18 protein-coding genes and 2 pseudogenes are annotated in these 20,654 nt (G+C 62.8%); 3 read left to right on the forward strand and 17 right to left on the reverse strand.

Annotation, left to right across the window (positions count from 1 at the left end; all coding sequences use genetic code 11):
* Positions 1–77: 77 nt before the first annotated feature.
* Together ACO06F_RS09160 and ACO06F_RS09165 are read right to left on the reverse strand one after the other, a co-directional pair.
* A complete protein-coding gene (locus ACO06F_RS09160; RefSeq protein ID WP_421696380.1) occupies positions 78–1,220 on the reverse strand; it encodes a Gfo/Idh/MocA family protein in 1,143 nt (380 codons plus the stop codon).
* Between the two features lie 4 nt (positions 1,221–1,224).
* Positions 1,225–2,274 carry a sugar phosphate isomerase/epimerase family protein gene (locus ACO06F_RS09165; RefSeq protein WP_421696381.1) on the reverse strand — a complete coding sequence of 350 codons (1,050 nt, stop codon included), beginning with the start codon at positions 2,272–2,274 and terminating at the stop codon, positions 1,225–1,227.
* An 88-nt stretch (positions 2,275–2,362) separates the two neighbouring features.
* Between ACO06F_RS09165 and ACO06F_RS09170 the strand changes: the two genes are divergently transcribed.
* Together ACO06F_RS09170 and ACO06F_RS09175 are read left to right on the forward strand one after the other, a co-directional pair.
* Positions 2,363–3,046, forward strand: a complete 684-nt coding sequence (locus ACO06F_RS09170; RefSeq protein WP_421696382.1) for a GntR family transcriptional regulator — start codon at positions 2,363–2,365, stop codon at positions 3,044–3,046.
* Positions 3,047–3,110: 64 nt separating this feature from the next.
* Positions 3,111–3,713 carry an SOUL family heme-binding protein gene (locus ACO06F_RS09175; RefSeq protein WP_421696383.1) on the forward strand — a complete coding sequence of 201 codons (603 nt, stop codon included), beginning with the start codon at positions 3,111–3,113 and terminating at the stop codon, positions 3,711–3,713.
* Between the two features lie 49 nt (positions 3,714–3,762).
* Here the strand turns inward: ACO06F_RS09175 and aguB are convergent, their stop codons facing one another.
* The 4 genes and pseudogenes from aguB to ACO06F_RS09195 all read right to left on the reverse strand — a co-directional run bounded on the left by aguB (position 3,763) and on the right by ACO06F_RS09195 (position 8,621).
* Positions 3,763–4,647, reverse strand: a complete 885-nt coding sequence (aguB, locus tag ACO06F_RS09180; RefSeq protein WP_421696384.1) for an N-carbamoylputrescine amidase — start codon at positions 4,645–4,647, stop codon at positions 3,763–3,765.
* A 5-nt stretch (positions 4,648–4,652) separates the two neighbouring features.
* Entirely contained in the window at positions 4,653–6,755 is a 2,103-nt protein-coding gene (locus ACO06F_RS09185; protein ID WP_421696385.1) for an NAD(P)-binding protein, read from the reverse strand.
* A 199-nt stretch (positions 6,756–6,954) separates the two neighbouring features.
* Positions 6,955–7,299, reverse strand: a pseudogene (locus ACO06F_RS09190) (septal ring lytic transglycosylase RlpA family protein); the annotation flags it as partial.
* 74 nt (positions 7,300–7,373) lie between these two features.
* Positions 7,374–8,621, reverse strand: a complete 1,248-nt coding sequence (locus tag ACO06F_RS09195; protein ID WP_421696386.1) for a D-amino acid dehydrogenase — start codon at positions 8,619–8,621, stop codon at positions 7,374–7,376.
* Positions 8,622–8,671: 50 nt separating this feature from the next.
* On the opposite strand from ACO06F_RS09195, the gene ACO06F_RS09200 reads away from it, so the two are divergent.
* Positions 8,672–10,012: an NAD(P)/FAD-dependent oxidoreductase gene (locus ACO06F_RS09200; RefSeq protein ID WP_421696387.1), complete on the forward strand. Its 1,341-nt coding sequence runs from the start codon at positions 8,672–8,674 to the stop codon at positions 10,010–10,012.
* Between the two features lie 223 nt (positions 10,013–10,235).
* On the opposite strand, the pseudogene ACO06F_RS09205 reads toward ACO06F_RS09200, so the two are convergent.
* The 11 genes and pseudogenes from ACO06F_RS09205 to ACO06F_RS09255 form a co-directional block, all read right to left on the reverse strand.
* A pseudogene (locus ACO06F_RS09205) lies at positions 10,236–10,583 on the reverse strand (RidA family protein); the annotation flags it as partial.
* 29 nt (positions 10,584–10,612) lie between these two features.
* Entirely contained in the window at positions 10,613–12,106 is a 1,494-nt protein-coding gene (locus ACO06F_RS09210) for a M20/M25/M40 family metallo-hydrolase (RefSeq protein ID WP_421696388.1), read from the reverse strand.
* Entirely contained in the window at positions 12,103–13,347 is a 1,245-nt protein-coding gene (locus ACO06F_RS09215) for a M20 family metallo-hydrolase (RefSeq protein WP_421696389.1), read from the reverse strand. Before ACO06F_RS09215 ends, ACO06F_RS09210 begins: the two co-directional genes overlap by 4 nt.
* A 66-nt stretch (positions 13,348–13,413) precedes the next feature.
* The gene (locus tag ACO06F_RS09220; protein ID WP_421696390.1) at positions 13,414–13,632 is read right to left on the reverse strand and encodes a DUF3329 domain-containing protein; all 219 of its coding nucleotides are present in this window, start codon (positions 13,630–13,632) and stop codon (positions 13,414–13,416) included.
* 8 nt (positions 13,633–13,640) lie between these two features.
* Positions 13,641–14,435, reverse strand: a complete 795-nt coding sequence (locus tag ACO06F_RS09225; protein ID WP_421696391.1) for a lytic murein transglycosylase — start codon at positions 14,433–14,435, stop codon at positions 13,641–13,643.
* Between the two features lie 93 nt (positions 14,436–14,528).
* Positions 14,529–15,983: a dihydropyrimidinase gene (hydA, locus tag ACO06F_RS09230; RefSeq protein ID WP_421696392.1), complete on the reverse strand. Its 1,455-nt coding sequence runs from the start codon at positions 15,981–15,983 to the stop codon at positions 14,529–14,531.
* Between the two features lie 110 nt (positions 15,984–16,093).
* Positions 16,094–16,867: a hypothetical protein gene (locus ACO06F_RS09235; RefSeq protein ID WP_421696393.1), complete on the reverse strand. Its 774-nt coding sequence runs from the start codon at positions 16,865–16,867 to the stop codon at positions 16,094–16,096.
* Between the two features lie 297 nt (positions 16,868–17,164).
* The gene (locus tag ACO06F_RS09240; protein ID WP_421696394.1) at positions 17,165–18,157 is read right to left on the reverse strand and encodes an ABC transporter substrate-binding protein; all 993 of its coding nucleotides are present in this window, start codon (positions 18,155–18,157) and stop codon (positions 17,165–17,167) included.
* A 39-nt stretch (positions 18,158–18,196) separates the two neighbouring features.
* Entirely contained in the window at positions 18,197–18,976 is a 780-nt protein-coding gene (locus ACO06F_RS09245; RefSeq protein WP_421696395.1) for an ABC transporter permease, read from the reverse strand.
* On the reverse strand, positions 18,973–19,875 hold the full coding sequence (locus ACO06F_RS09250; protein ID WP_421696396.1) for an ABC transporter permease: 903 nt from the start codon (positions 19,873–19,875) through the stop codon (positions 18,973–18,975). Before ACO06F_RS09250 ends, ACO06F_RS09245 begins: the two co-directional genes overlap by 4 nt.
* Positions 19,876–20,652, reverse strand: a complete 777-nt coding sequence (locus ACO06F_RS09255) for an ABC transporter ATP-binding protein (protein ID WP_421696397.1) — start codon at positions 20,650–20,652, stop codon at positions 19,876–19,878. It abuts the gene before it with no gap.
* Between the last annotated feature and the right edge of the window lie 2 nt (positions 20,653–20,654).

Genomic DNA, 20,654 nt, shown 5'->3' on the forward strand with positions numbered 1-20,654 from the left:
TGTCTCTCACGTTTTGCAAGACGCCTCTCACGCTGCCGCACAATGAATTTCTGCACGATTTTCGCGCAGTAACGTATCTAGCCTTTTGCATTCTCCCACTGCCCGGTGCGGGCAGAGAGAAGAACGGCATCAGTGACCAAATCGGTGGCGAGCGCATCCCTAAAGGTGGGGGATGCCGGCTTGCCGCTGGTGAGGCCGTCGATGAAATCCGCCGCCTGATGAATGAAGGTGTGCTCATAGCCGATCTGCAGGCCGGGCACCCACCACTTGGACATGTAAGGATGGTCACCGTCGGTGATGTGCACCGAGCGCCAGCCGCGGGTGCGGCCTTCGTCGCGGTGGTCGAAATACTGCAGGCGGTGCAGGTCATGCAGGTCCCAGAAGATCGAGGCGTGTTCGCCGTTGATTTCCAGCGTGTAGAGCGCCTTGTGGCCGCGGGCATAGCGCGTGGCCTCGAAGCTGCCGAGCGAGCCATTGTCGAAGCGGGACAGGAACAGGCTGGCATCATCGATGCCCACCTTCTCGGTCTTGCCCGTCAAGGCGTGGTGGCGCTCCTTGATGAAGGTCTCCGTCATGCCGGTGACCGTCGCGATGCCGCCGTTCAGCCACATGGCCGTATCGATGCAATGGGCGAGAAGATCGCCAGTCACGCCCGAGCCTGCAACGCCTGCATCCAGCCGCCACAGACCCTGGCCGCCCTGGGGCAGGTCCTTGGAGATCGTCCAGTCCTGCAGGAACTTGGCGCGGTAGTGGAAGATCTTTCCCAGCCGCCCTTCGTCAATCAACTGCTTGGCAAGGGTTACGGCGGGCACGCGGCGGTAGTTATACCACACCATATTGGCCACGCCCGCGCGCTCCACCGCGTCCACCATCTGGCGCGATTCACCGGCGTTGCGGCCCAGCGGCTTTTCGCACATCACCATCTTGCCGGCCTGAGCCGCCGCAATGGCGATTTCCATGTGCGTGTCATTGGGGCTCGCGATGTCGATCAGGTCGATCGATTTGTCATCGATGAGCGCCCGCCAATCCGTGACGCTGTTCTCATAGCCCCACTGTTCCGCGAAACCCGCCGCCTTTTCGGCATTGCGGGCGCAGATGGTCTTCAGCACGGGTTTGTATTCGACGTCGAAGAAATGCGGCACCTGGGAAAAGGCGTTGGAATGGGTGCGGCCCATGAAGCCATAGCCCACCATGCCGATGTTGAGCGGTTTCTTCGCCATCGCCTCAGCCCTCCCAGCCATGCGCGTCGCGGACCTTGATCATCACCGCGAGGATGTCGTTCCAGGTCTGCTGCTTCATCATCACGTCGTTCGGGAACATGCAGCCATCCCAGCAGATGTGCTGGAAGGCCTTGGTGAGGGATCCATCCTTGTTGCGGAGCCACAGGCCAGCGTGCTTCACGATGTCCAGCCGGCCATTGGGGTCCGTCACCATGCAGTGGCGGCCGGTCTTGTCATGGTAGCCCATGCCCTTCACCGTGCCGTCATTCTGGGCCACATGGAAATCGATGGTCCAGGGGCGCAGCATGTCCGTCATCTTGACGAGGGCCGCATCAAGCGCCGCCTGGTCCTTCCAGTCGAAACCCTCAGGCAGAAGGGCCGCTTCCGGCGCATTGTAGCCCATGGTGTAGAGCAGCGTGTGCGCCATGTCGGCCTGAAAGCCGATGATGCCGGGGCGGTCCGTCTGCTCCAGAGTATCGACCATCGCCTTCCAGCTGTGCATGCCGCCCCAGCAGATTTCGCCCTCGGCCGCGAGGCGCTCGTCATAATCCTTGGCGACGTCACAAGCGGCACGCCAGGTCTCGGCGATGAGCTTGGTGTTGCCCACGGGGTCCTTCACCCAGTCCGAAGGGCTTGCCGCCGAATCGATGCGGATCACGCCATATTTGCGAACGCCAAGCTCGCGCAGCCTTTTCCCCAGCTCGCAGGACTTCCGCACATTGGCGACGAATTTCTTGCGGTCCTCGTCAGACCCCATGGCGGAGCCGCCACCCACCGGCGGCCAGACGGGCGCGACGATCGAGCCGATCGCGAGGTTGTGCCGGGAAGCCTTGTCCGCCAGCGCCTTCACCTCATCATCGGTGAAGTCGATATTGGTGTGGGGTGCGGCATGGAAGAGATCGATGCCATCGAACTTCACGCCATTGACCTCGGCCTTGGCAGTCAGCGCAATCATCGTATCGAGGTCGATGGGGGGTTCAGAATCCGGCCCCTTGCCGACGAGCCCAGGCCACATCGCATTGTGAAGCTTAGGGAAATTGTTCTTGCCCGCCATGTATCCTCCCATGCGGTTAGCTTTCTTTTTCGTGATGTTAGACTTGAATCCCGCTTGCTGTCCAGAACTGTTATATTAGTATGACAGAATGGCCCTGGACCTCTCCACCTACCGGCTTGATCGCTCCCGCCCATTGCGGGACCAGATTTACCCTGTGGTGCGCGGGCTGATCCTGACGGGGGTGATCAAACCCGGCGAAGTGATCGACGAGAAGGCGATAGCCGCACAGCTTCATGTCTCGCGCACGCCCGTGCGGGAGGCCGTGAAGCGACTGTCGGACGAGCATTTGGTGGATGTGGTGGCGCAATCCGCCACGCGCGCGGCCCGGATGGACCGGCATGAGATCGAAGAGTCTTTCCTGATCCGCCGGGCGCTTGAAATGGAGAGCGCGGCCCAGGCCGCCACGCGCATGGGGCAGGAGCATGCGGATCTTCTGCATGACATTCTCTCGCGCCATGAGCGCGCCGTGGAGCGCCGCCATTTTATTGAGGCGATCGCCCAGGACGATGCCTTTCACCATGCCATCAGCGACATCAGCAATCTGCCCCGGCTGTGGGGCACCATCGAGATCTCAAAGGCCCAGCTCGACCGCTGCCGCCACCTGATGCTGCCCCGCGCCGGCCAGGCGGAGGCGACGCTGGAGCAGCACCGGGAGATCATCCGTGCACTGAACAGCCATGACCCTGCGAAAGCGGCCGCCGCCATGAAGGCGCATCTCGATGCGGCTTACAGGAGTACAGTTGCCGTGCTGGATGGGCCGGGGTTGGGCTAACTTTTCCCATTCTGCACTGGATCCACGGCAGGTGCTAAGCCGTATAAGGTCCATGACAAAACCCATGAACAAGGCACGCCGCATGCTGATTTTCACCGCACTGGCCCTGGTGGCCGTCGTGGCCGGGCTTTTGGGTTTCTGGTATGTACAGACGCGGAATGTGGAAATGGCTCCCTATCAGGTGCTCGAAGCGCAAGGTGATATTGAGCTCCGGTCCTACCCGCCGCTCCGCGTGGCGGAGGTAACCCGCACCGGCACGCGCGATCAGGCGGTGCGCGCCGGGTTTGGCCCGCTGGCGCGCTATATTTTCGCCAATGACCGCGCGGGCGAGAAGATCGCCATGACGGCGCCTGTCACGCAAAGGCAAGATGGAAACAGCTGGACCATCCAATTCATCATGCCGTCGGGTTCTTCGCTTGACCGTTTGCCGCGTCCCGCCGGCACCGACGTGCAGCTCCGCGAATTGCCGCCCTCCCGCCGCGCGGCCATACGGTTCAGCGGCTGGTGGTCGGACGAGCTGTTCAACACCAAGAACGCCGAATTGCTGGCCTGGCTGAAGACCAAGGGAATAGCACCCGTGGGGGAGCCGACTTTCGCTTACTACAACGACCCCTTCACCCCGGGATTTCTGCGAAGGAATGAAATCCTCTATGATGTAGGTGAGTGACGTCCTCTCCCGCTCCTTCTGCGGGAGAAGGCCAAACTCGCGCCCCTACTCACAACACAGCTTTCGTCTTCCCATCGCGCGTCATGAGTGCTCCATAAAGCTCCGGCCTGCGGTCACGAAACACACCCCAGCTGCGGCGCAATTCGCCGATGGCATCGAGATCGAAGCTCGCCAGCCGCACGCCTTCTTCGCTACGGTCCATCTCCTCCAGCTTCTCGCCCTGATAATCGGCGATGAAGGAGCGGCCGTAGAAAACGTCTGAGCGGCCGTCGGGTGCCGTCTCCTTCCCCACCCGGTTGGAAGCGAGAAGCGGCATGATGTTGGCCGCCGCGTGGCCGCGCATGACGTTCTGCCAGTGGGACGAGGAATCATAGGTGGGGTTCGGCGGCTCAGAGCCGATGGCCGTGGGATAGAGCAGGATTTCCGCGCCCATCAGCGCCATGGCGCGGGCACATTCGGGGAACCACTGGTCCCAGCAGATGCCAAGCCCAATCCTTCCCACCGCCGTGTCCCACACCTTGAAGCCCGTATCGCCCGGCGAGAAATAGAATTTCTCCTGATAGCCCCGGCCATCCGGAATATGGCTCTTGCGATAGATGCCGAGCTCACGTCCATCGGCATCGACGATCACCGTCGTGTTGTAATGCGCATTGCCGGCGCGTTCGAAAACGCTCACCGGCAACACCACGCCCAGTTCCTTGGCCAGTGCCGCGAAGCGCTTGACGGTCCGGTGCCGGTCGATTTCCTCCGCGCGCTTCAGGAAATGCGCGTGCTGCTCGATGCAGAAGTAATCGCCGTCGAACAGCTCCTCCAGCAGGATGAGCTTCGCGCCCTTGGCGGCTGCTTCGCGCACCAGGCGCTCCGCCTTGTCGCAATTCTTTGCCCAGTCGTTTCCAGATGCCATCTGGGTGATGGCGGCGGTCAACAGTGCCATGCCGGTCAATCCTTCAATCTTGCAACTTCGCGCCGGAAGGGGAGTGCGTCCCCCAAGGGCTCCGCATCAAGCTCTTCGGCATAGCGGTGGCCGGCATAGGTGGCCCAGGCAATGGCGGCAGGCGCATTGGCGTCCCCTATCACCTTCACGCTGCTGAGGCCGAGGTCCGGCCACTCTTCCGCGCGGGCTTTGAGGGCGAGGTAGAGCCCGTCCTCCGGCAGACGCGCGGTGACCATCACGACGGCATCACAGGGGATGCGTTCCGTGCGCCCGGTATAGGTGCAGCTTGCGGTGACGCCGCCCTCCTCCACCGAGACCAGCCCGCGCGTCACCCGCACATCGACCCCCAATTCAAGAAGCCGCGCTTGGATCGTCCCCTGCTCCAGCGTGTTGAAGCTCCACTCCGCCACGCGGGGCGCGGGGGTGAGGAAGGTCACGCTGCAGCCCTTCTGCACCAGAAGCTCCGCCAGCACGCTGCCCATGTAATAGTGGTCATCATCATAAATCACCACATGGCCGGAAGGGAGTGCCCCCGCCATCAGATCATCGGGCGTGAAGATGGGCATCGCCTCATCAATGGCAATCGGCAGCAGGTTGAAGCGCGCAATGCCATCGCGCCGCCAGCGCGCACCCGTGGCAATCGCCACATGTTCGAATCCGAAATTCAGAATGTCATCCGCGGTGAGGTTCGAGTCGCGATAGACATTCACATTGGGCATCTTGGCGATCTGGCCCTGGCGGTAATCGCGCACCCGGGCCCAAGCGGAAAGACCCGGAAGCTTGCTCTCCCGCGTCACGCGCCCGCCCAGCTCCGCGGTCGCTTCCGCCAGCGCCACCTCATAGCCGCGAAGCCCTGCCTTGTGCGCCGCCGAAAGCCCGGTGGGGCCGGCGCCAACGACGAGCACCTTGGCATCGGACTGCTTGTCCCGGATGCGCTCCGGGTGCCAGCCCTTGCGCCACTCTTCCATGAAGGACGAGTTCTGCGTGCAGCGGGAAAGCGACATGGTCATGTCCCCCGTCACACAGATGTTGCAGCCAATGCATTCCCGGATGTCCTCGATGCGGCCTTCATCGATCTTCTTCGGCAGAAAGGGGTCGGCGATCGAGGGCCTTGCCGCGCCGATGAAATCCATAAGCCCCTGGCGCACTTGGCGCACCATCATATCCGCCGAGGTGAAGCGACCAACACCCACCACGGGCTTGGGCGTCAATTGCTTCAGTCCGCGGATCAGGTCTTCCTGGGCGCCTTCGGGCTTGAAGCGGGAGGTGCCGGAACACGCCTCCCAGGTGCCATGGGCGAAATCCCAGAGGTCGGGCAGTTCCGCATGCATTGCCACAAGTTCGCGAAGCTGCGCGTTGGAGAAGCCCGCTTCCCCCGCCAATTCATCCAGCGACAGGCGCACGGCGATGGCGCAGGTATCGCCCACCTCGTCCCGCGCATCCGAGATCAGCTCCTTCAGGAGCCGCGAGCGGTTTTCGAGGGAACCGCCATATTCATCGTTGCGCTGATTGGTGCGGGGCGAGAGGAAATGCTGGATGACGCCGAAGCCATGCGCGCCATAAAGGCAGAGAATGTCGTAGCCCGCCCGCTTCGCCCGGCGGTAGGCAAGCTTGTGCCAGTGGCGGAGGTTTCGGATGTCCTCCCTGTCCATGGCACGCGCCTGCACGGGATCGCTGGTGAAGGTGAGGATGGGCGTGTGGGACGGCGCCAGCGGCACCTCGCGGGTGTAGAGATTGGGGCCATTCGCGCCGGAATAGGCCAGCTCGATTCCCGCCAGCGCGCCGTTGGAGTGAATGGCATCCGCCATCTTGGCCAGCCCCGGCATGTCATCCTCATCCCAGATGCGGAGTTCGATGAAGGGGGTGATTTCGGAGGAGTGGTGGATTTCCACCTGCTCGGTGAAGATCACGCCCCAGCCCCCTTCGGATTTGACGCGGCGCATTTCGGCAGCAGCCGAAGGGTCCCGGTAGCCGCCGCCATTGCAATGCGGCACCTGGTAGAAGCGGTTCTTGGCGGTCACGGGCCCGATCTTGACCGGCTCGAACAGGATGTCATAGCGCGGGTCACGAAGGCTCTTGCCGGCGCCCAGTCCTGAACCGCTGTCCATGGTCGATCTCCTCAGCACATCCTGGCCGCACTCTTGCCAGCCCGGGGCCCATCGCAAAAGGAGATTATCGCGTTACACGATAGAGGAAAATGCGAAGCTGTATTTAGCGGAAGGAAACCGCCTCTGCCGGCTGCGCAGGGGTTTCTGCGGCGACCGGCGCGGCACTGGCAGGTTCGGTATTCGCCACGCGGGTGAGCGGCACGATCTTGACGGTGGCCACACCCATCGCCGTCAGCCCGACCACCTGGGCTGCCCCATAGCTCAGATCGATGATGCGGCCCCGCACATGGGGCCCGCGGTCATTGATACGGACAATCACGGATTTGCCGTTCTTCAGGTTGGTGACGAGGACGCGCGTGCCGAAGGGCAGGCTGCGGTGGGCGGCGGTATAGTCCCGCGGGTTGAACCGCTCACCATTGGCGGTGCGGCTGCCATGCTTGTAGTAAGAGGCCTTGCCTGTCTGGGCTGCGTCTGCCGTAGACCCGAACTGAACCGCCGAGAGGGCGGAAAAGCCCAGAACCGCGACCAAATGCACATGCTTCATGCCCGAAACCTGCCTCACCTGTTAACAACAGCGGCGCACCATAGGCCCAACTGCGGCAGGAATGTGACAGAAGCTTACGCTGCGGCAGTCATGCCATCGAGCGGGATCTGCGGCCGCTTTCCGGCGATCAGGTCTGCCGTCACCCGGGCGGCACCATGGCTCATGGTCCAGCCCATGTGGCCCTGGCCGGTGTTGAACCACAAATTCTTCATGCGCGAGGGGCCCAAGATCGGCGTTCCCTCCGGCGTCATCGGCCTGAGGCCTGCCCAGAAGCTCGCTTTGCTCCAATCCGCGCCGTCCGGAAACAGGGACGTCATGGTGGCGAGCATGGTCTCGAAATCCTGGCGCCGGTGCTCCCGCCCGTAACCGGAGAATTCAGCCGTCGCCGTCACCCGGATGCGGTCCTTGTAGGGCGCATAGGCAACGAGTGTCTCCTCATCGACGCCGCCAATCGCGGGCGGATTGTTGCGGCCCGCCATGGGTGCCGTGATGGCATAGCCCTTGACCGGATAGATCGGCAGGTCCTGGCCCAGCTGCCGCGCCAGATGCGGGGAGTAGACGCCGAGGCAGAGGACGATCACATCCGCCGTCTCGCGGCCCTTGTCCGTCATCACCGCGGTGATGCGGTCACCCGCCGTCTCGAAGCCGGTCACGGTGGTGTTGTATTTGAAGGTCACACCCTCCCCGCCCAGCCACTTCGCCATGTTCTGCGCGAACATCCGGCAGTCGCCGCTCTCATCGTCAGGCGCATAGAGCGCGCCCGCGAATTTCGATTTGACGGGCCCGAGTGCTGGATCTTTCGCGGCCACCTCATCCCGGTTCAGCGTTTCGATGCGGCAGCCATTGTCCGAGAGGATGCGGGATTTGGCGGCGGCGGCCTTCAGCGCCTGTTCGGACCGGTAGAGATAGAGAAGGCCACCGCTGCGTCCATCATACGCCACGCCGGTGCGCTCAACCGTTTCGTGGAAGACGTCCATGGAATAGGTACAGAGCTTCACCTTGCGGGTGGTGTTGAGTGCGGCGCGCTCGGGCGTGCACTGCCCCCAGAACCGCCACATCCAGGACCAGAAACGCGGGTCCGCCGAGAACTTGAAGCGCAGCGCCTGGTCCCCCCGCCACAGCGAGCGGAGCAGGATCTTGGGTGCTGCGGGGGATGACCAGGCATAGGCATGGCCCGGGGCGAAAAGGCCCGCGTTGGAGAAGCTGGTGAAATTGGCGGGCTCCGGCTCCCGGTCGATCACCGTCACCTCATGGCCATCACGGTTCAGCTCATAGGCCGTGGTGATGCCCACGATCCCTGCCCCCAGCACCAGCGCCTTCATCGATCCACCCTTTTGATCTTGTCTTTGCGCAATGCTAGCAAGGCGGCATCATGGCTTCCACCACACATCCGCATGCCTTCCATTTCACCCGCGCAGTCGACAGCTATTGGGAGGCATCGGCAGACCCGCTCGATCTGGCAACACCGCCACTTACAGGCGATGCGCGTTGCGAGGTGGCGATCATCGGTGCGGGCTTCACCGGGCTCTCCGCGGCCATCGAGCTGGCGGAGTCCGGTGTGGACGTCCGCGTGCTGGAAGCGGGCCATGTGGGCTGGGGTGCGTCTGGCCGCAATGGCGGCTTTGCCTGCATCGGCTCCCACAAGCTGTCCTATGGCAGGATGATCGAGACCTATGGGCTCGAGGCGACGCGGCAGTATTATGCGAACATGCGCCAGTCGGTTGAGCTGGTGCGGGAGAACCTCACGCGCTTCGGCATCGATGCCTGGGCGGCAGGTGATGGCGAAGTGACCCTCGCCCATCTTCCCGGCCGCGTGGAGGAACTGCGGGCCGAGCAGGCCTATCTGGCGAAGACCTTCGGCGATGAGACGGAGTTTCTGACCAAAGCGGAACTGGTGGCACGCGGGCTCGATGGTCCCGGTTTCCATGCGGGCCTCAAGGGCGATGTTGGTTTCGGCATTCATCCCTTAAACTATGCGCGGGGCCTGGCGCGTGCTGCGGCGAAGGCGGGCGCGCGCATTCACGGCCGTTCCCGTCTAATCCGCTGGGAGGAGACGCCAGAGGGCCACCACCTCCACACCGCCGAGGGACGGCTCACCGCAAAGCAGGTGATCGTGGCGACCAATGGCTATACGCCGGAAGATGTGTCCCCACGCCACGCGGGGCGGCTGATGCCGACGCTCTCCAGCATCCTCGTCACCAGGCCTCTGACCGAAGAGGAGCGGCGTGAACAAGGCTGGACCTCGCCGCTCATGGCCTATGATTCGCGGAAGCTTCTGCATTATTTCCGGCTGCTGCCCAATGGCCGGTTCCTGTTCGGCGGGCGCGGCGGCACGGATGCCTCGAACGCGGGCGAGGCCGCCTACCGCGTGGTGATGACGAGGCGTTTCAATGAGCTCTTCCCAGCCTGGGCAAAGGTTGAGGTCACGCATTATTGGCGGGGCTTCGTCTGCCTCGCCTATGACCTCGTGCCCTTTGTGGGCGCTCTCGACGAAAAGAAGACGGTGTGGACGGCAATTGCCTATCACGGCAATGGCGTGGCCATGGGCTCCTGGAGCGGGCGCGCGGTGGCGCGGCTTCTCCTCACGAAAACGGCGCGTGATGAGCTTTCGCCCGTCCTCACACGCCGCCTGTCCCGCTTTCCGCTTCCCGCCTTCCGCCCGCTTTATTTGAAGGGCGCTTATGTTTGGTATGGCTGGCAGGATGGACGATAGAGCAGAGCCCGGGGACCCCCACCCTGCCCCTCCCCACAAGGGGGAGGGGCAGGGATGGGGGGGCCGCGAGTGCCGCTGCCCATGACCCTCGTTACTTCTTGCGAGCCTTCTTCGCGGGCTTCTTGGCCACCTTCTTCGCGCTGGCCTTCACGGCCTTCTTGGCCGGGGCCTTCTTCGCGGATTTCTTCGCAGCCGGAGCAGCCTTGCGGGCGGCACGCTTGACGATCGCCGCTTCGACCATGATCTCGACATCGAGGCCCGGAGCAGCGAGGGCCGATTCGACCGTGGCGCGGGCGGGCGTCTGGCCCGGCACCACCCATTCGTCCCAGGCAGCGTTCATCTCGCCGAAGGTCTTGATGTCGGTGAGCCAGATATTGGCCTTGATGATGTTGGTCTTGGAGGAGCCCGCCTTCTTCAGCGTGGCTTCGATCTGAGTCAGAACGTCCTTGGTCTGCTCATTGACGGACTTGCCGGCGGCCGCTTCGGCCACGAAGCCTGCGAGATAGACGATGTTGCCGTGGATGACGGCGGAGCTCATGCGCTTGCCGGCGTCGATTCGTTTCAATGTCATGGGATACCCTCTCTGAAGACTGCGCTGTCTTAGCGGGCTTTCGCAACGGCATCAATCACGCTGAGCAGAACGCGCGGCAAAGTCTCGAAGGCATAGGGCGCGTGCAGGCGCTCGAGCCAGTGATGATAGTCGCGGCCCCAGGGTCCGATATTGATGCAAGGGTATCCTGCTGCATCAGGCATCACGAAGCTCGAGCCCCAGATGGGCGTGTTGGCGGCCGCGGTTGAAAGATCGCCCGCGGCTTCGCCGAGGAAGCTCATGTCAGAGATGCCGGGGAAATAGCGAACCGCAGACAGGCCATGCGCTGCCGCAGCCTTCACGATCGTATCTTCAAGTGCGGCATCGGAAAGCGATACGGGCGGATAGGGAATGGAGCCGAAGCCCAAAACCACCGCAGGCCCTGAGAGGCCCGATGCACGCCACAGCTCCGCCGTCACCCGCTTGGCGCGCTCCGGCAGGTCGAGGCCTTCAACTGCGGCCACTTCCCGCGCGATCTGCGCCACATCGGCTGGCCGAACACGGGCCGCGATCTCGGCATAGGTCATGACCGGAATGTCACGGTTCAACCGGTGAGAGGCCCTCGCCATGGCGCGGCGGGCGAGCATGAGGGAGATGTCCAGCACCTCGCCTGCATTGCGCCGGTGCTGCAGCGTGTTCCAATAGAGCCAGCATTGCGCCGGTGTCGTGACGTTGTAACCCGCTTTCAGATCCTTGGCGTGAAGGGCCGTGGGCGGTGCCGCAACTTCAGTACCGCTCATTTCCGCAAGTTCGGGTGCGAGCTCGAATTCGGTCAGGAGTTCGGCGCCGAGATAGGCGGCATTGGCCCCGTCCTGCGGGTAACAGGCGTGGGCTTCCTTGCCGGTCACGAGCGCGGTCAAAAGCTGCTTGCCGATGGAGCCGAGCGCCACCACGCGGCCAGCCGTGCCATCGCCCTGGTCCGAAATTGCATCGAGGTTGATGACGAGCGCGATATCGAGGTCATGCGCCGCAGCGATGTCCGGGAGCTGCGCCGCAGCGGCACGGGCACCGGCCGAGCGCTCCTCCTCATCGGCCACGCCAATGAAGAGGAGATTGGCCTCACCCCTATAGGACTCCATGGCGGCGATCCCCGCGGCGAGGCCTGCCTTCATGTCCAGAAGGCCGCGGCCCGGCAGGAATTCGCCCGATTCGAAATCAGACAGTGCCAGCGGATTCTCGCCCGTGCGGCGCAGGCGCGCCACGATCTCCGGCAGCAGCCGTTCGGCCGAAAAGGCCAGGGGCTGCAGCGCGCCAAAATCATCAACCGGCACGACATCGAAATGGCCGGTGAGCACGATGGTGCGGCGGCCCCGCCCGCGTTTCAGCGCGAAAACATTGCTGCGCCCATCCTGGGGGATTGGTTCCGTCCAGGCCTTGTCAAAGTGAGAGAGGACGCGCGCCAGCTTCGGGGCGAAGTCAGCCTCATCCTGCGTGCCGGTGACGGAGGGCCAGGAGGTGAGGGTAAGTGCTAACTCCCGCGCCCGCCCCGTCAGATCATTCCTCACGCCAGGGTCCGGTCATAGGCGAGCACCGCATTGAGCAGCACCTGGGAGCCGGCACCGCATTCCTCCAGCGTGGTCGATTCCGCCTCATTGTGCGAAATGCCGCCTAAGCACGGCACGAAGACCATGGTGGTGGGTGCAACCCGCGCAATATAGGCGGCATCATGCCCCGCACCGGAGGCCATTTCACGCGTCGAATGGCCCGCCTGTGCGGCCCCGTCCCGCACACAATCGATGAGCTGCGGCGCGAACTTCACCGCAGGCGAATTCCAGATGCCCTTCTCTTCGAATTCCACGCGCAGCTCTTCCGCGATCTTCGGCAGGGCGGCGCGGTATTCCGCCTCCATCTTGTCCAGCACGCGCTCATCCGGGTGGCGGAGATCGACGGTGAAGAACACTTCGCCCGGCACCACATTGCGGCTGTTGGGCCGGTTCTCGATCAAGCCTACGGATGCCACGCCGGGAAGATTGTTCATGCCCACCTGGTGAATGGCCTCGATCATGCGGGCGGCGGCGAGCAGCGCATTCTTGCGCAGGCCCATCGGTGTGGCACCTGTGTGGGATTCCTGGCCCTTCACCGTCACCTCATACCAGCGCATGCCCTGAACACCGGTGACGACGCCGATCATCTTGTTCTCGGCCTCGAGGATCGGCCCCTGCTCGATGTGAAGCTCGAACATGGCCTGGAACTTTATGTCACCCGCCTTGATCTTGCCCTTGTAGCCGATGCGTTCCAGCTCGGCGCCCAGCGTGATGCCTTGGCGGTCCTCCCGGCTATACGCATAATCCGTGGTGAAGACGCCGGCATAAACGCCAGAGCACAGCATGGCAGGCGCAAAGCGCGAGCCTTCTTCATTGGTCCAGTTGACGATCATCACCGGCGCATTGGTCTCATAGCCCATATCAACCAGCGTGCGCATGGCTTCGAGAGCGCCGAGAACCCCCAGCACGCCATCGAACTTGCCGCCCGTGGGCTGCGTGTCGAGATGGGATCCCATGGCGATGGGCGCCAGATCGCTGCGCTTGCCGGGCCTGGTTGCGAACATGTTGCCAAGCTCATCCACCTCCACGGTGCAGCCCAGCGCCTCGCATTCGGCCTTGAACCAGTCACGCACGCGCTTGTCTTCGTCGGAGACGGTGAGGCGCTTGATGCCGCCCTTGGGCGTTCCGCCAAACTGTGCGGTTTCCATCAGGCTGTCCCACAAGCGCTGCGGGTTGATGGTGAGGTTGCTGCGCGAGGTCATGGCTTAAATTCCTTAGCTGGGAGAGAGGGGGCCCATGGCGATGCCCTCCTTGTGCCGCGCAAACTATCAGGCGCGGGGCGCTTCGTCATCCTCCGGCCGGTCCTTCGGCCATGTGATGAAGAAGGTGTAGACCGCATAACCAAGCATGCCTGCGGCCAGCGCGATCCACAGGCCCGAGTCGCCCTTGTAGAGTTCGAAGCCCAGCCACAACACGATCGTCACCACCATGCTCACGCGAACCCACAGCGGCTTGTAGAAAGGGTGTTTCTGCTCGTCCTTAAACACTTTGCGCCTCAGTTCCCGTCAATTTCGCTGCCCATGATGGCAAGCGCCTGTTGATAGACGCTTGCGGCATTCCAGCCCTGCAGCGCCACGAAATTGGGCTGGCCCGGCTGATAGCCCGCACCGGGCCGCCAGCCATGGGCACGCAGGAAATTAGCGGTAGAGGCCAGCGCATCCGCCTTCTGGTTCAGGTTGATGCCACCGCCATCGATCGAGGCGCCATATTGCAGCACGTTCTTTGGCAGAAACTGCGTCTGCCCCACTTCCCCATGCATGGCGCCCGTGGAGGAAGACGAGAGCACGCCGCGGTCAACCAGGATCAGCGCTGAAATCAGCTGTTCGCGAAAAAAGTCTGGCCGCCGGCAATCATAGGCAAGCGTCGCCACCGCGGAGAGCGTGTTCTGATGGCCCATGTAATTGCCAAAGGCCGTCTCCATGCCCCAGATGGCGATCAGCGGACCCGGCGGCACGCCGTAGCGCTTCTCGATCTGCTTGAAGAGCTTCGCGTTCTGCGCCTTGAGCCGCCTGCCCTGCGAAACGATGGTGGCTGATCCGCGCTTCTGCATGAAGGCATCCAGCCCCAGCTTGAAGGAATGCTGGGAACGGTCCGCCTTTATGGTGGCGGTTGCGTAGCTCGTGCGCTCCAGCGCGGCGAGGCCCTTGGCGCCAACGCCCTGCGCCTGCGCTTCGGCGGCGTATTTCTGCTTCCAGGCCTCGAAGCCCGCCCCCGTCTTCCCGCAGGACGCCGCGAACACAGGCGCTGAAAGCCCCAGCATCAGCGCAAGACAAAGCACGATCCGTCGCATCAGAAGCCCCCACGCCTGCATCACATCACCGATTTCTGGAGAATGCCACTTTGTACCCCGAAGAGCGCGCGCTGTCAAGGATTAAATTCCGGATCACGGAACGATATCGTCGCGCACCACCGGCTTGGGTTGCGTCAACCCCTTCCAGATCGCGTTGGCCACATTGACCGGCGCATTGGGTTCGCGCGCCACGAAATCCCCATCGCCGGGCTTTGCCCGCATGTCCCCCTCATGCCAGGCAATGCGCCCGCGCGAGAACACGGTGCGCGGAACGCCGGTGCAGGTGTAGCCCTCGAACACATTGTATTCGATGCGGGAGACCTGGTTTTTGGCAGTGATGGTCTTGGTGGCCTTGGGATCCCAGATCACAATGTCCGCATCCGAACCCGCCATCACCGCGCCCTTGCGCGGGTAGATGTTCAGGATGCGCGCAATGTTGCTGGAGGTGGCCGCCACGAATTCTTCCTTGGTGAGCCTGCCGGTGTTGACGCCCGCACTCCACAGCACCGGCATGCGGTCTTCAAGCCCGCCGGTGCCGTTGGGAATCCTGGTGAAGTCCTTCAGCCCGTTCCGTTTCTGCGCCACGGTGAAAGCGCAGTGATCAGTGGCGACGACGGACAGCGTGCCGGACTGGAGGCCCGCCCACAGCGTGTCCTGGTGCTTCTTGTTGCGGAAGGGCGGGCTCATCACGCGGCCCGCGGCGTAGTCCCAGTCCTTGTTCTGATATTCGCTGTCATCCAGCACGAGATACTGGACGAGCGGCTCGCCGAACACGCGCTGGCCCGCCTGCTTGGCGCGCCTGATCGCATCATGCGTCTGCTCGCAGGAGACATGCACGATGTAGAGCGGGCAGCCCGCCATATCCGCAATCATGATGGCGCGGTTGGCGGCCTCGCCCTCAACCTCCGGCGGGCGCGAATAGCTGTGGCCCTCGGGGCCCGCCACGCCGCGCGCCAGAAGGTCCGCCTGCATGCGCGCCACCACGTCCCCGTTCTCGGCATGGACCAGCGGCAGGGCGCCCAGCTGCGCGCAGCGGCGGAAGGAATTGTAGAGCTCGTCATCATTCACCATCAGCGCGCCCTTATAGGCCATGAAGTGCTTGAAGGTGTTGATGCCATAGGTCTTGACGACGGTTTCCATCTCGTCGTGAATTTGCGGGGACCATTGTGTGACGGCCATGTGGAAGGAGTAATCCGCGCAGGCCTTTTCCGCCTTGTGGCGCCAGGCCTGATAGGCCGCGAGCATGGATTCGCCGGGAGCCGGAATGCAGAAATCCACGATCATGGTGGTGCCGCCCGAGAGCCCCGCCTTGGTGCCCCACTCGAAATCATCTGCCGAGACGGTGCCCATGAACATGAGTTCCATATGGGTGTGCGGGTCGATGCCGCCTGGTATCACATAGCAGCCGCCCGCATCGATGATCTCCGCTCCGGCGGGCGCTTCGAGCTTCGGGCCGACGGCAATGATCTTGTCCCCTTCAATCAGCACATCGGCGCGCTGCGAATGGTCATGGTTCACAACGGTGCCGCCGCGGATCAGGGTGGTCATGGGCTTTCTTCCTCCAGCTAATGGGCACAAGAGTAAGGGTGTGGCGGTTGCCTTTGCAAGCCTTCACGGCATCCCGCCGCACGCCACAATCGGCCGCGGCGGCGCGCCGGTCAGTCCTGGCGGGCTCCGCTCTCCTCTACATCGATCTGGAGACTGGGTTCGCACATATTGATGGCCTGCAGAATGGCGCCAAGCTGCGCCTGTTCGTGGGCGGGGACGTGGAAGCTGATGGGTCCCACCGTGCCGCCGCCCGCCCGGATCCGTGCCAGAAATCCCTCCGGTTCGGACAACAGGGCGGTCGAGATCACAAGGCTTTCGCACTCGCGAAACAACGTCTTGCGGCGCTTGACCGTAGCGGCGACCACATGCATCCAGGGCACGGTTTGCCGGCCCCAGGCCGTGCGCCCCTCCACACCGGCCCGGCTGATCACCAGAAAGGCCTGGTGATCGATGAGGAGCAGCAGGCTCTCCAGCATGCGGACCAACACTTCCCCCAACAGCACCGTCAGGAGAAGGATTTTCGGCCAGATGGGCAGGATCAGATAAACCGGCAACGCCAGCAGCAGCATGCCGAGTATGAACGTGTACTTCTGAAATTGCAGGTTGTCCCTGAGGGAGAACAAAGGCGAGCCGCCGCGCATGAAACTGACGATGGCCCCGATAACCAGGAGCAAGCCAAGGAACGCCAGGCTTGCGGTCTCGCGCCGCGACCCCAGATCCAGCAGTTTCAGCCCGTCAAGCCACCCCACCGGATTGGCAGTGGAGTGGAGATAAGGATGACGGATGGCAAACAGAAAGACTGCAACCAGAACATAGATGGGAATTCGTGCCGCCAACAGCGGCTGGGGGGTTAGATAAAATTCATAGTACAACTCATCTCGCATCTGGCCCGCTTCCTCCCATCCGCAAAGGGAGGATTAGCGCAATCAAGGATTGAATCAAGCAGGATGCTCAGCGCCGAAAGCGACCGCGCCAGCGATGGTCCGTCTCCTCCGTGAAGATCATGCTGCTGCGCCGGAATGAGAGGCCTGACACTGCCTCGCCGCCTGCCCCGCCATTGCGCACCCTGAAGTCAATTTTCCGCTTGGCCCACGAAATACCTAAAGTTTATTGTTCGCCATTATTGACAAAGGCCGCGTTCCCGCGGCCTTTGTCTCGTCGTACCTGCAATGGCAGGTGGTTTACATGCCCTTGGCCTTGTCCGTCACGACGCTGGTCCAGGCGCCTTCCGGCTTTTTGGTGATGACGGGGTCGGAGCCGCCCTTCATCAGCGTGTCCACCGTGCGCTGCGCGGCGGCGACGTCCAGGGTGCCGTCGGAGCCTTCAGTGAGCTTGTTGATCTCGCTCATCATGCGCTTCTGGTGCTCGATGGTCTGGGCGCCGGAGGCATCATTGTCGATGACGATTTGGGCTGCTTCATCCGAATTGGCGCGGGCATAGTCCCAACCCTTTTCGGAGGCCTTGACGAATTTCGCCATGGTCTCGACGAAGGCCGGATCCTTCAGCTTGTCCTCGAGGACGTAGAGGCCGTCTTCGAGGGTCGCCACGCCTTCATCTTCATATTTGAATGTGACGAGTTCCTCGGGCTTCACGCCGGCCTCGATGACTTGCCAATATTCATTGTAGGTCATGGTCGAAATGCAATCGGCCTGCTTCTGCAGCAGCGGGTCCACGTTGAAGCCCTGCTTGATTACGGTCACGCCATCAGCACCACCCGTGGTCGGCAGCTTGAGCTGGCTCATCCAGGAGAGGAACGGATACTCATTGCCGAAGAACCAGACACCCAGCGTCTTGCCCTTGAAATCCGCCGGGCTGGTGATGCCGGTGTCCTTCCGGCAGGTGAGCATCATGCCGGACTTGGCGAAGGGCTGGGCGATATTGACGACGGGCGAGCCCTTCTCGCGCGTGGCGAGAGCAGACGGCATCCAGTCCACCACCACATCCGCACCACCGCCAGCCAGCACCTGCTGCGGGTTGATGTCGGGGCCACCGGGCATGATCGTCACGTCGAGGCCTGCATCCTTGTAGAAGCCCTTGGCGGCTGCCACGTAATAGCCGGCGAACTGCGCCTGCGTCACCCATTTGAGCTGCAGCTTCACGGCTTCCGCCATGGCCGCGGTTCCGCTCATCAGAATTGCCGCGGACGCCGCCGCTGCCATCAGATATTTCTTCATCTTGCGCGTCTCCTCTTGTTGTTTGCCGTGTCTTGCCGCCTATTTTCGGTAGGACGGATGCCAGAAGGTCACCCGGCGTTCGAGGAACACCAGAAGACCATAGAAAACCGAACCCGTGATGGCAGCCACCGCGATTTCGGCCCAAACCATGTCCAACCCCAGTCTGCCAACTTCCGTCGAGATGCGAAAGCCCATGCCGACGATGGGCGTGCCGAAGAACTCGGCAACGATGGCACCGATCATGGCAAGGGTGGCGTTGATCTTGAGGGCGTTGAAAATGAAGGGCATGGCCGCGGGAAGCCTGAGCTTCACCAGCGTCTGCCACCAGGATGAGCCATAGCTGCGCATCAGGTCCCGCTCCAGGTGGCCCGAGGCCTGGAGGCCCGCAACCGCGTTCACCAGCATGGGAAAGAACGTCATCACCACCACCATTGCCGCCTTGGACTGCCAGTCGAAGCCGAACCACATGACGAGGATTGGTGCCACACCCACAATGGGCAATGCCGCCACGAGATTGCCGAGCGGCAGCAGGCCCCGCTTGAGGAAGGGGATCCGGTCACACATGAGAGCGGCGAGGAAACCGGAGAGCGAGCCAATGATCCAGCCGGGGATCACCGCGCGCACCACCGTCTGCCAGAAATCCACCCACAGAATGGGAAGCGAGGTGATGAGCTTCGCCCAGATGTCACTGGGCGCCGGCAGCAGCACGGCGGAAACGTTGAACTCTTTCACCACCGTTTGCCAGACGATCAGCACACCGATCCCGAACAGAGCGGGATAAAGGATATCGGTGAACTGGCCCTTGCGCTCCGCCTTCATGGCCTGGCCCCCATGCGGCGAAGCGTTGCCGCCTCGAGAAAGCCCACCAGCCACACGAGCCCCGCCGCAATGAAGGACCCCATGAAGAGGGCCGCCCAGATCTGCACCGTCTGGCCGTAATAAGAGCCTTGCAGCAGCCTGGCGCCGATCCCGGCGACGGCACCCGTCGGCAATTCGCCCACGATGGCCCCGGTCAAGGCAATTGCAACGGCCACTTTCAACGACGTGAACAGGAACGGCACGGAGGCCGGAAAGCGCAGCTTCCACAAAACCTGGCTGGCCGATGCGTGATAGGTGCGCATCAGATCGAGCTGCATCGTTTCAGGCGACGTCAGCCCCTTCACCATGCCGATGGTGACGGGAAAGAAGCAGAGATACATCGAGATCAGGGACTTCGGCAGAAGCCCGGTGAAGCCCATGGACCCCAGCACCACGATCACCATGGGCGCAATGGCCAGGATCGGGATGGTCTGGGACGCAATGATCCAAGGCATCAGGCTTTTGGCCAGGAACTTCACATGCACGATGGCAACTGCCAGCACGATGCCGAGCAGCGAGCCCAGCACGAAGCCCAGAAGCGTGGAGGAGAGCGTCACCCAGCCGTGATAGACGAGGGATTTCGGCATCCAGGGCTTCACCGTGAACACGCTTTTCCAGAACTCGATCGCAATCTGATGGGGTGCCGGAATGACGGGGCGCATCTCGTTCCAGGAGAAGGCCAGCGTGTTCGACAAACCGCCGCCGGCGGCCGCTATCTTCGGCCCGGTGATCACCCAGTTCATGGGAATGGCGGCAAGATACCAGGCGAGCAGAATGATGAGGCAGACCACCGTGACGGGGAACGCATTTCCCTTCTCCCGCTCCGGAGCTTTCGCGGTAATGGCGGGTGCAGCGCTCACTCAATCCTCATAGGAGTGGCCGGCCTTGAGGCCCTCGCGCACGCGGTGGGCAATCTTGAGGAATTCCGGCGTTTCGCGAATATCAAGTGAGCGGTTGCGGGGAAGATTGGTCTCGATCACATCGATGATGCGGCCGGGCCTGGGGCTCATCACCACGATCTTGGAGGAGAGGAAAACGGCCTCGGGAATCGAATGGGTGACGAAGACGACGGTCTTCTTCGTGCGGTCCCACAGTTCCAGAAGCTGCTGGTTCAGCTTGTCCCGCACGATCTCGTCCAGGGCGCCGAAGGGCTCATCCATCAGCAGCAATTTGGGGTCAAAGGCCAGGGCGCGTGCGATCGACACCCGCTGCTGCATGCCGCCTGAAAGCTGCCAGGGATATTTCTCCTCGAAGCCCTTGAGGTTGACGAGCTCCAGATTGCGCGCCACGCGCTCGGCCGCATTGTCGAGCCCCATAATCTCCAGCGGCAGCCCAACGTTCCGCTTCACCGTGCGCCAGGGATAGAGGGCAGGGGCCTGGAACACATAGCCATAGGCGCGCTTCAGCCGCGCCTCCTGCGGGGTCATGCCATTGACGGTGATCGTGCCGGAGCTCGCCTGTTCGAGATCGGCGATCACGCGGAGCAGCGTGGTCTTGCCACAGCCCGATGGGCCGATGAAGGAGACGAAATCGCCATCCTCCACCTCGAGGCTCACCTTTGAGAGCGCATAGACGGGCGCGTCCGCCGTCTGAAATACGAGGCTCAGCTCGCGTGCCGAAATCACTGGCCCCGCCAACT

The sequence above is a fragment of the Aestuariivirga sp. genome, from assembly GCF_965227715.1.
Lineage (GTDB): Bacteria > Pseudomonadota > Alphaproteobacteria > Rhizobiales > Aestuariivirgaceae > Aestuariivirga.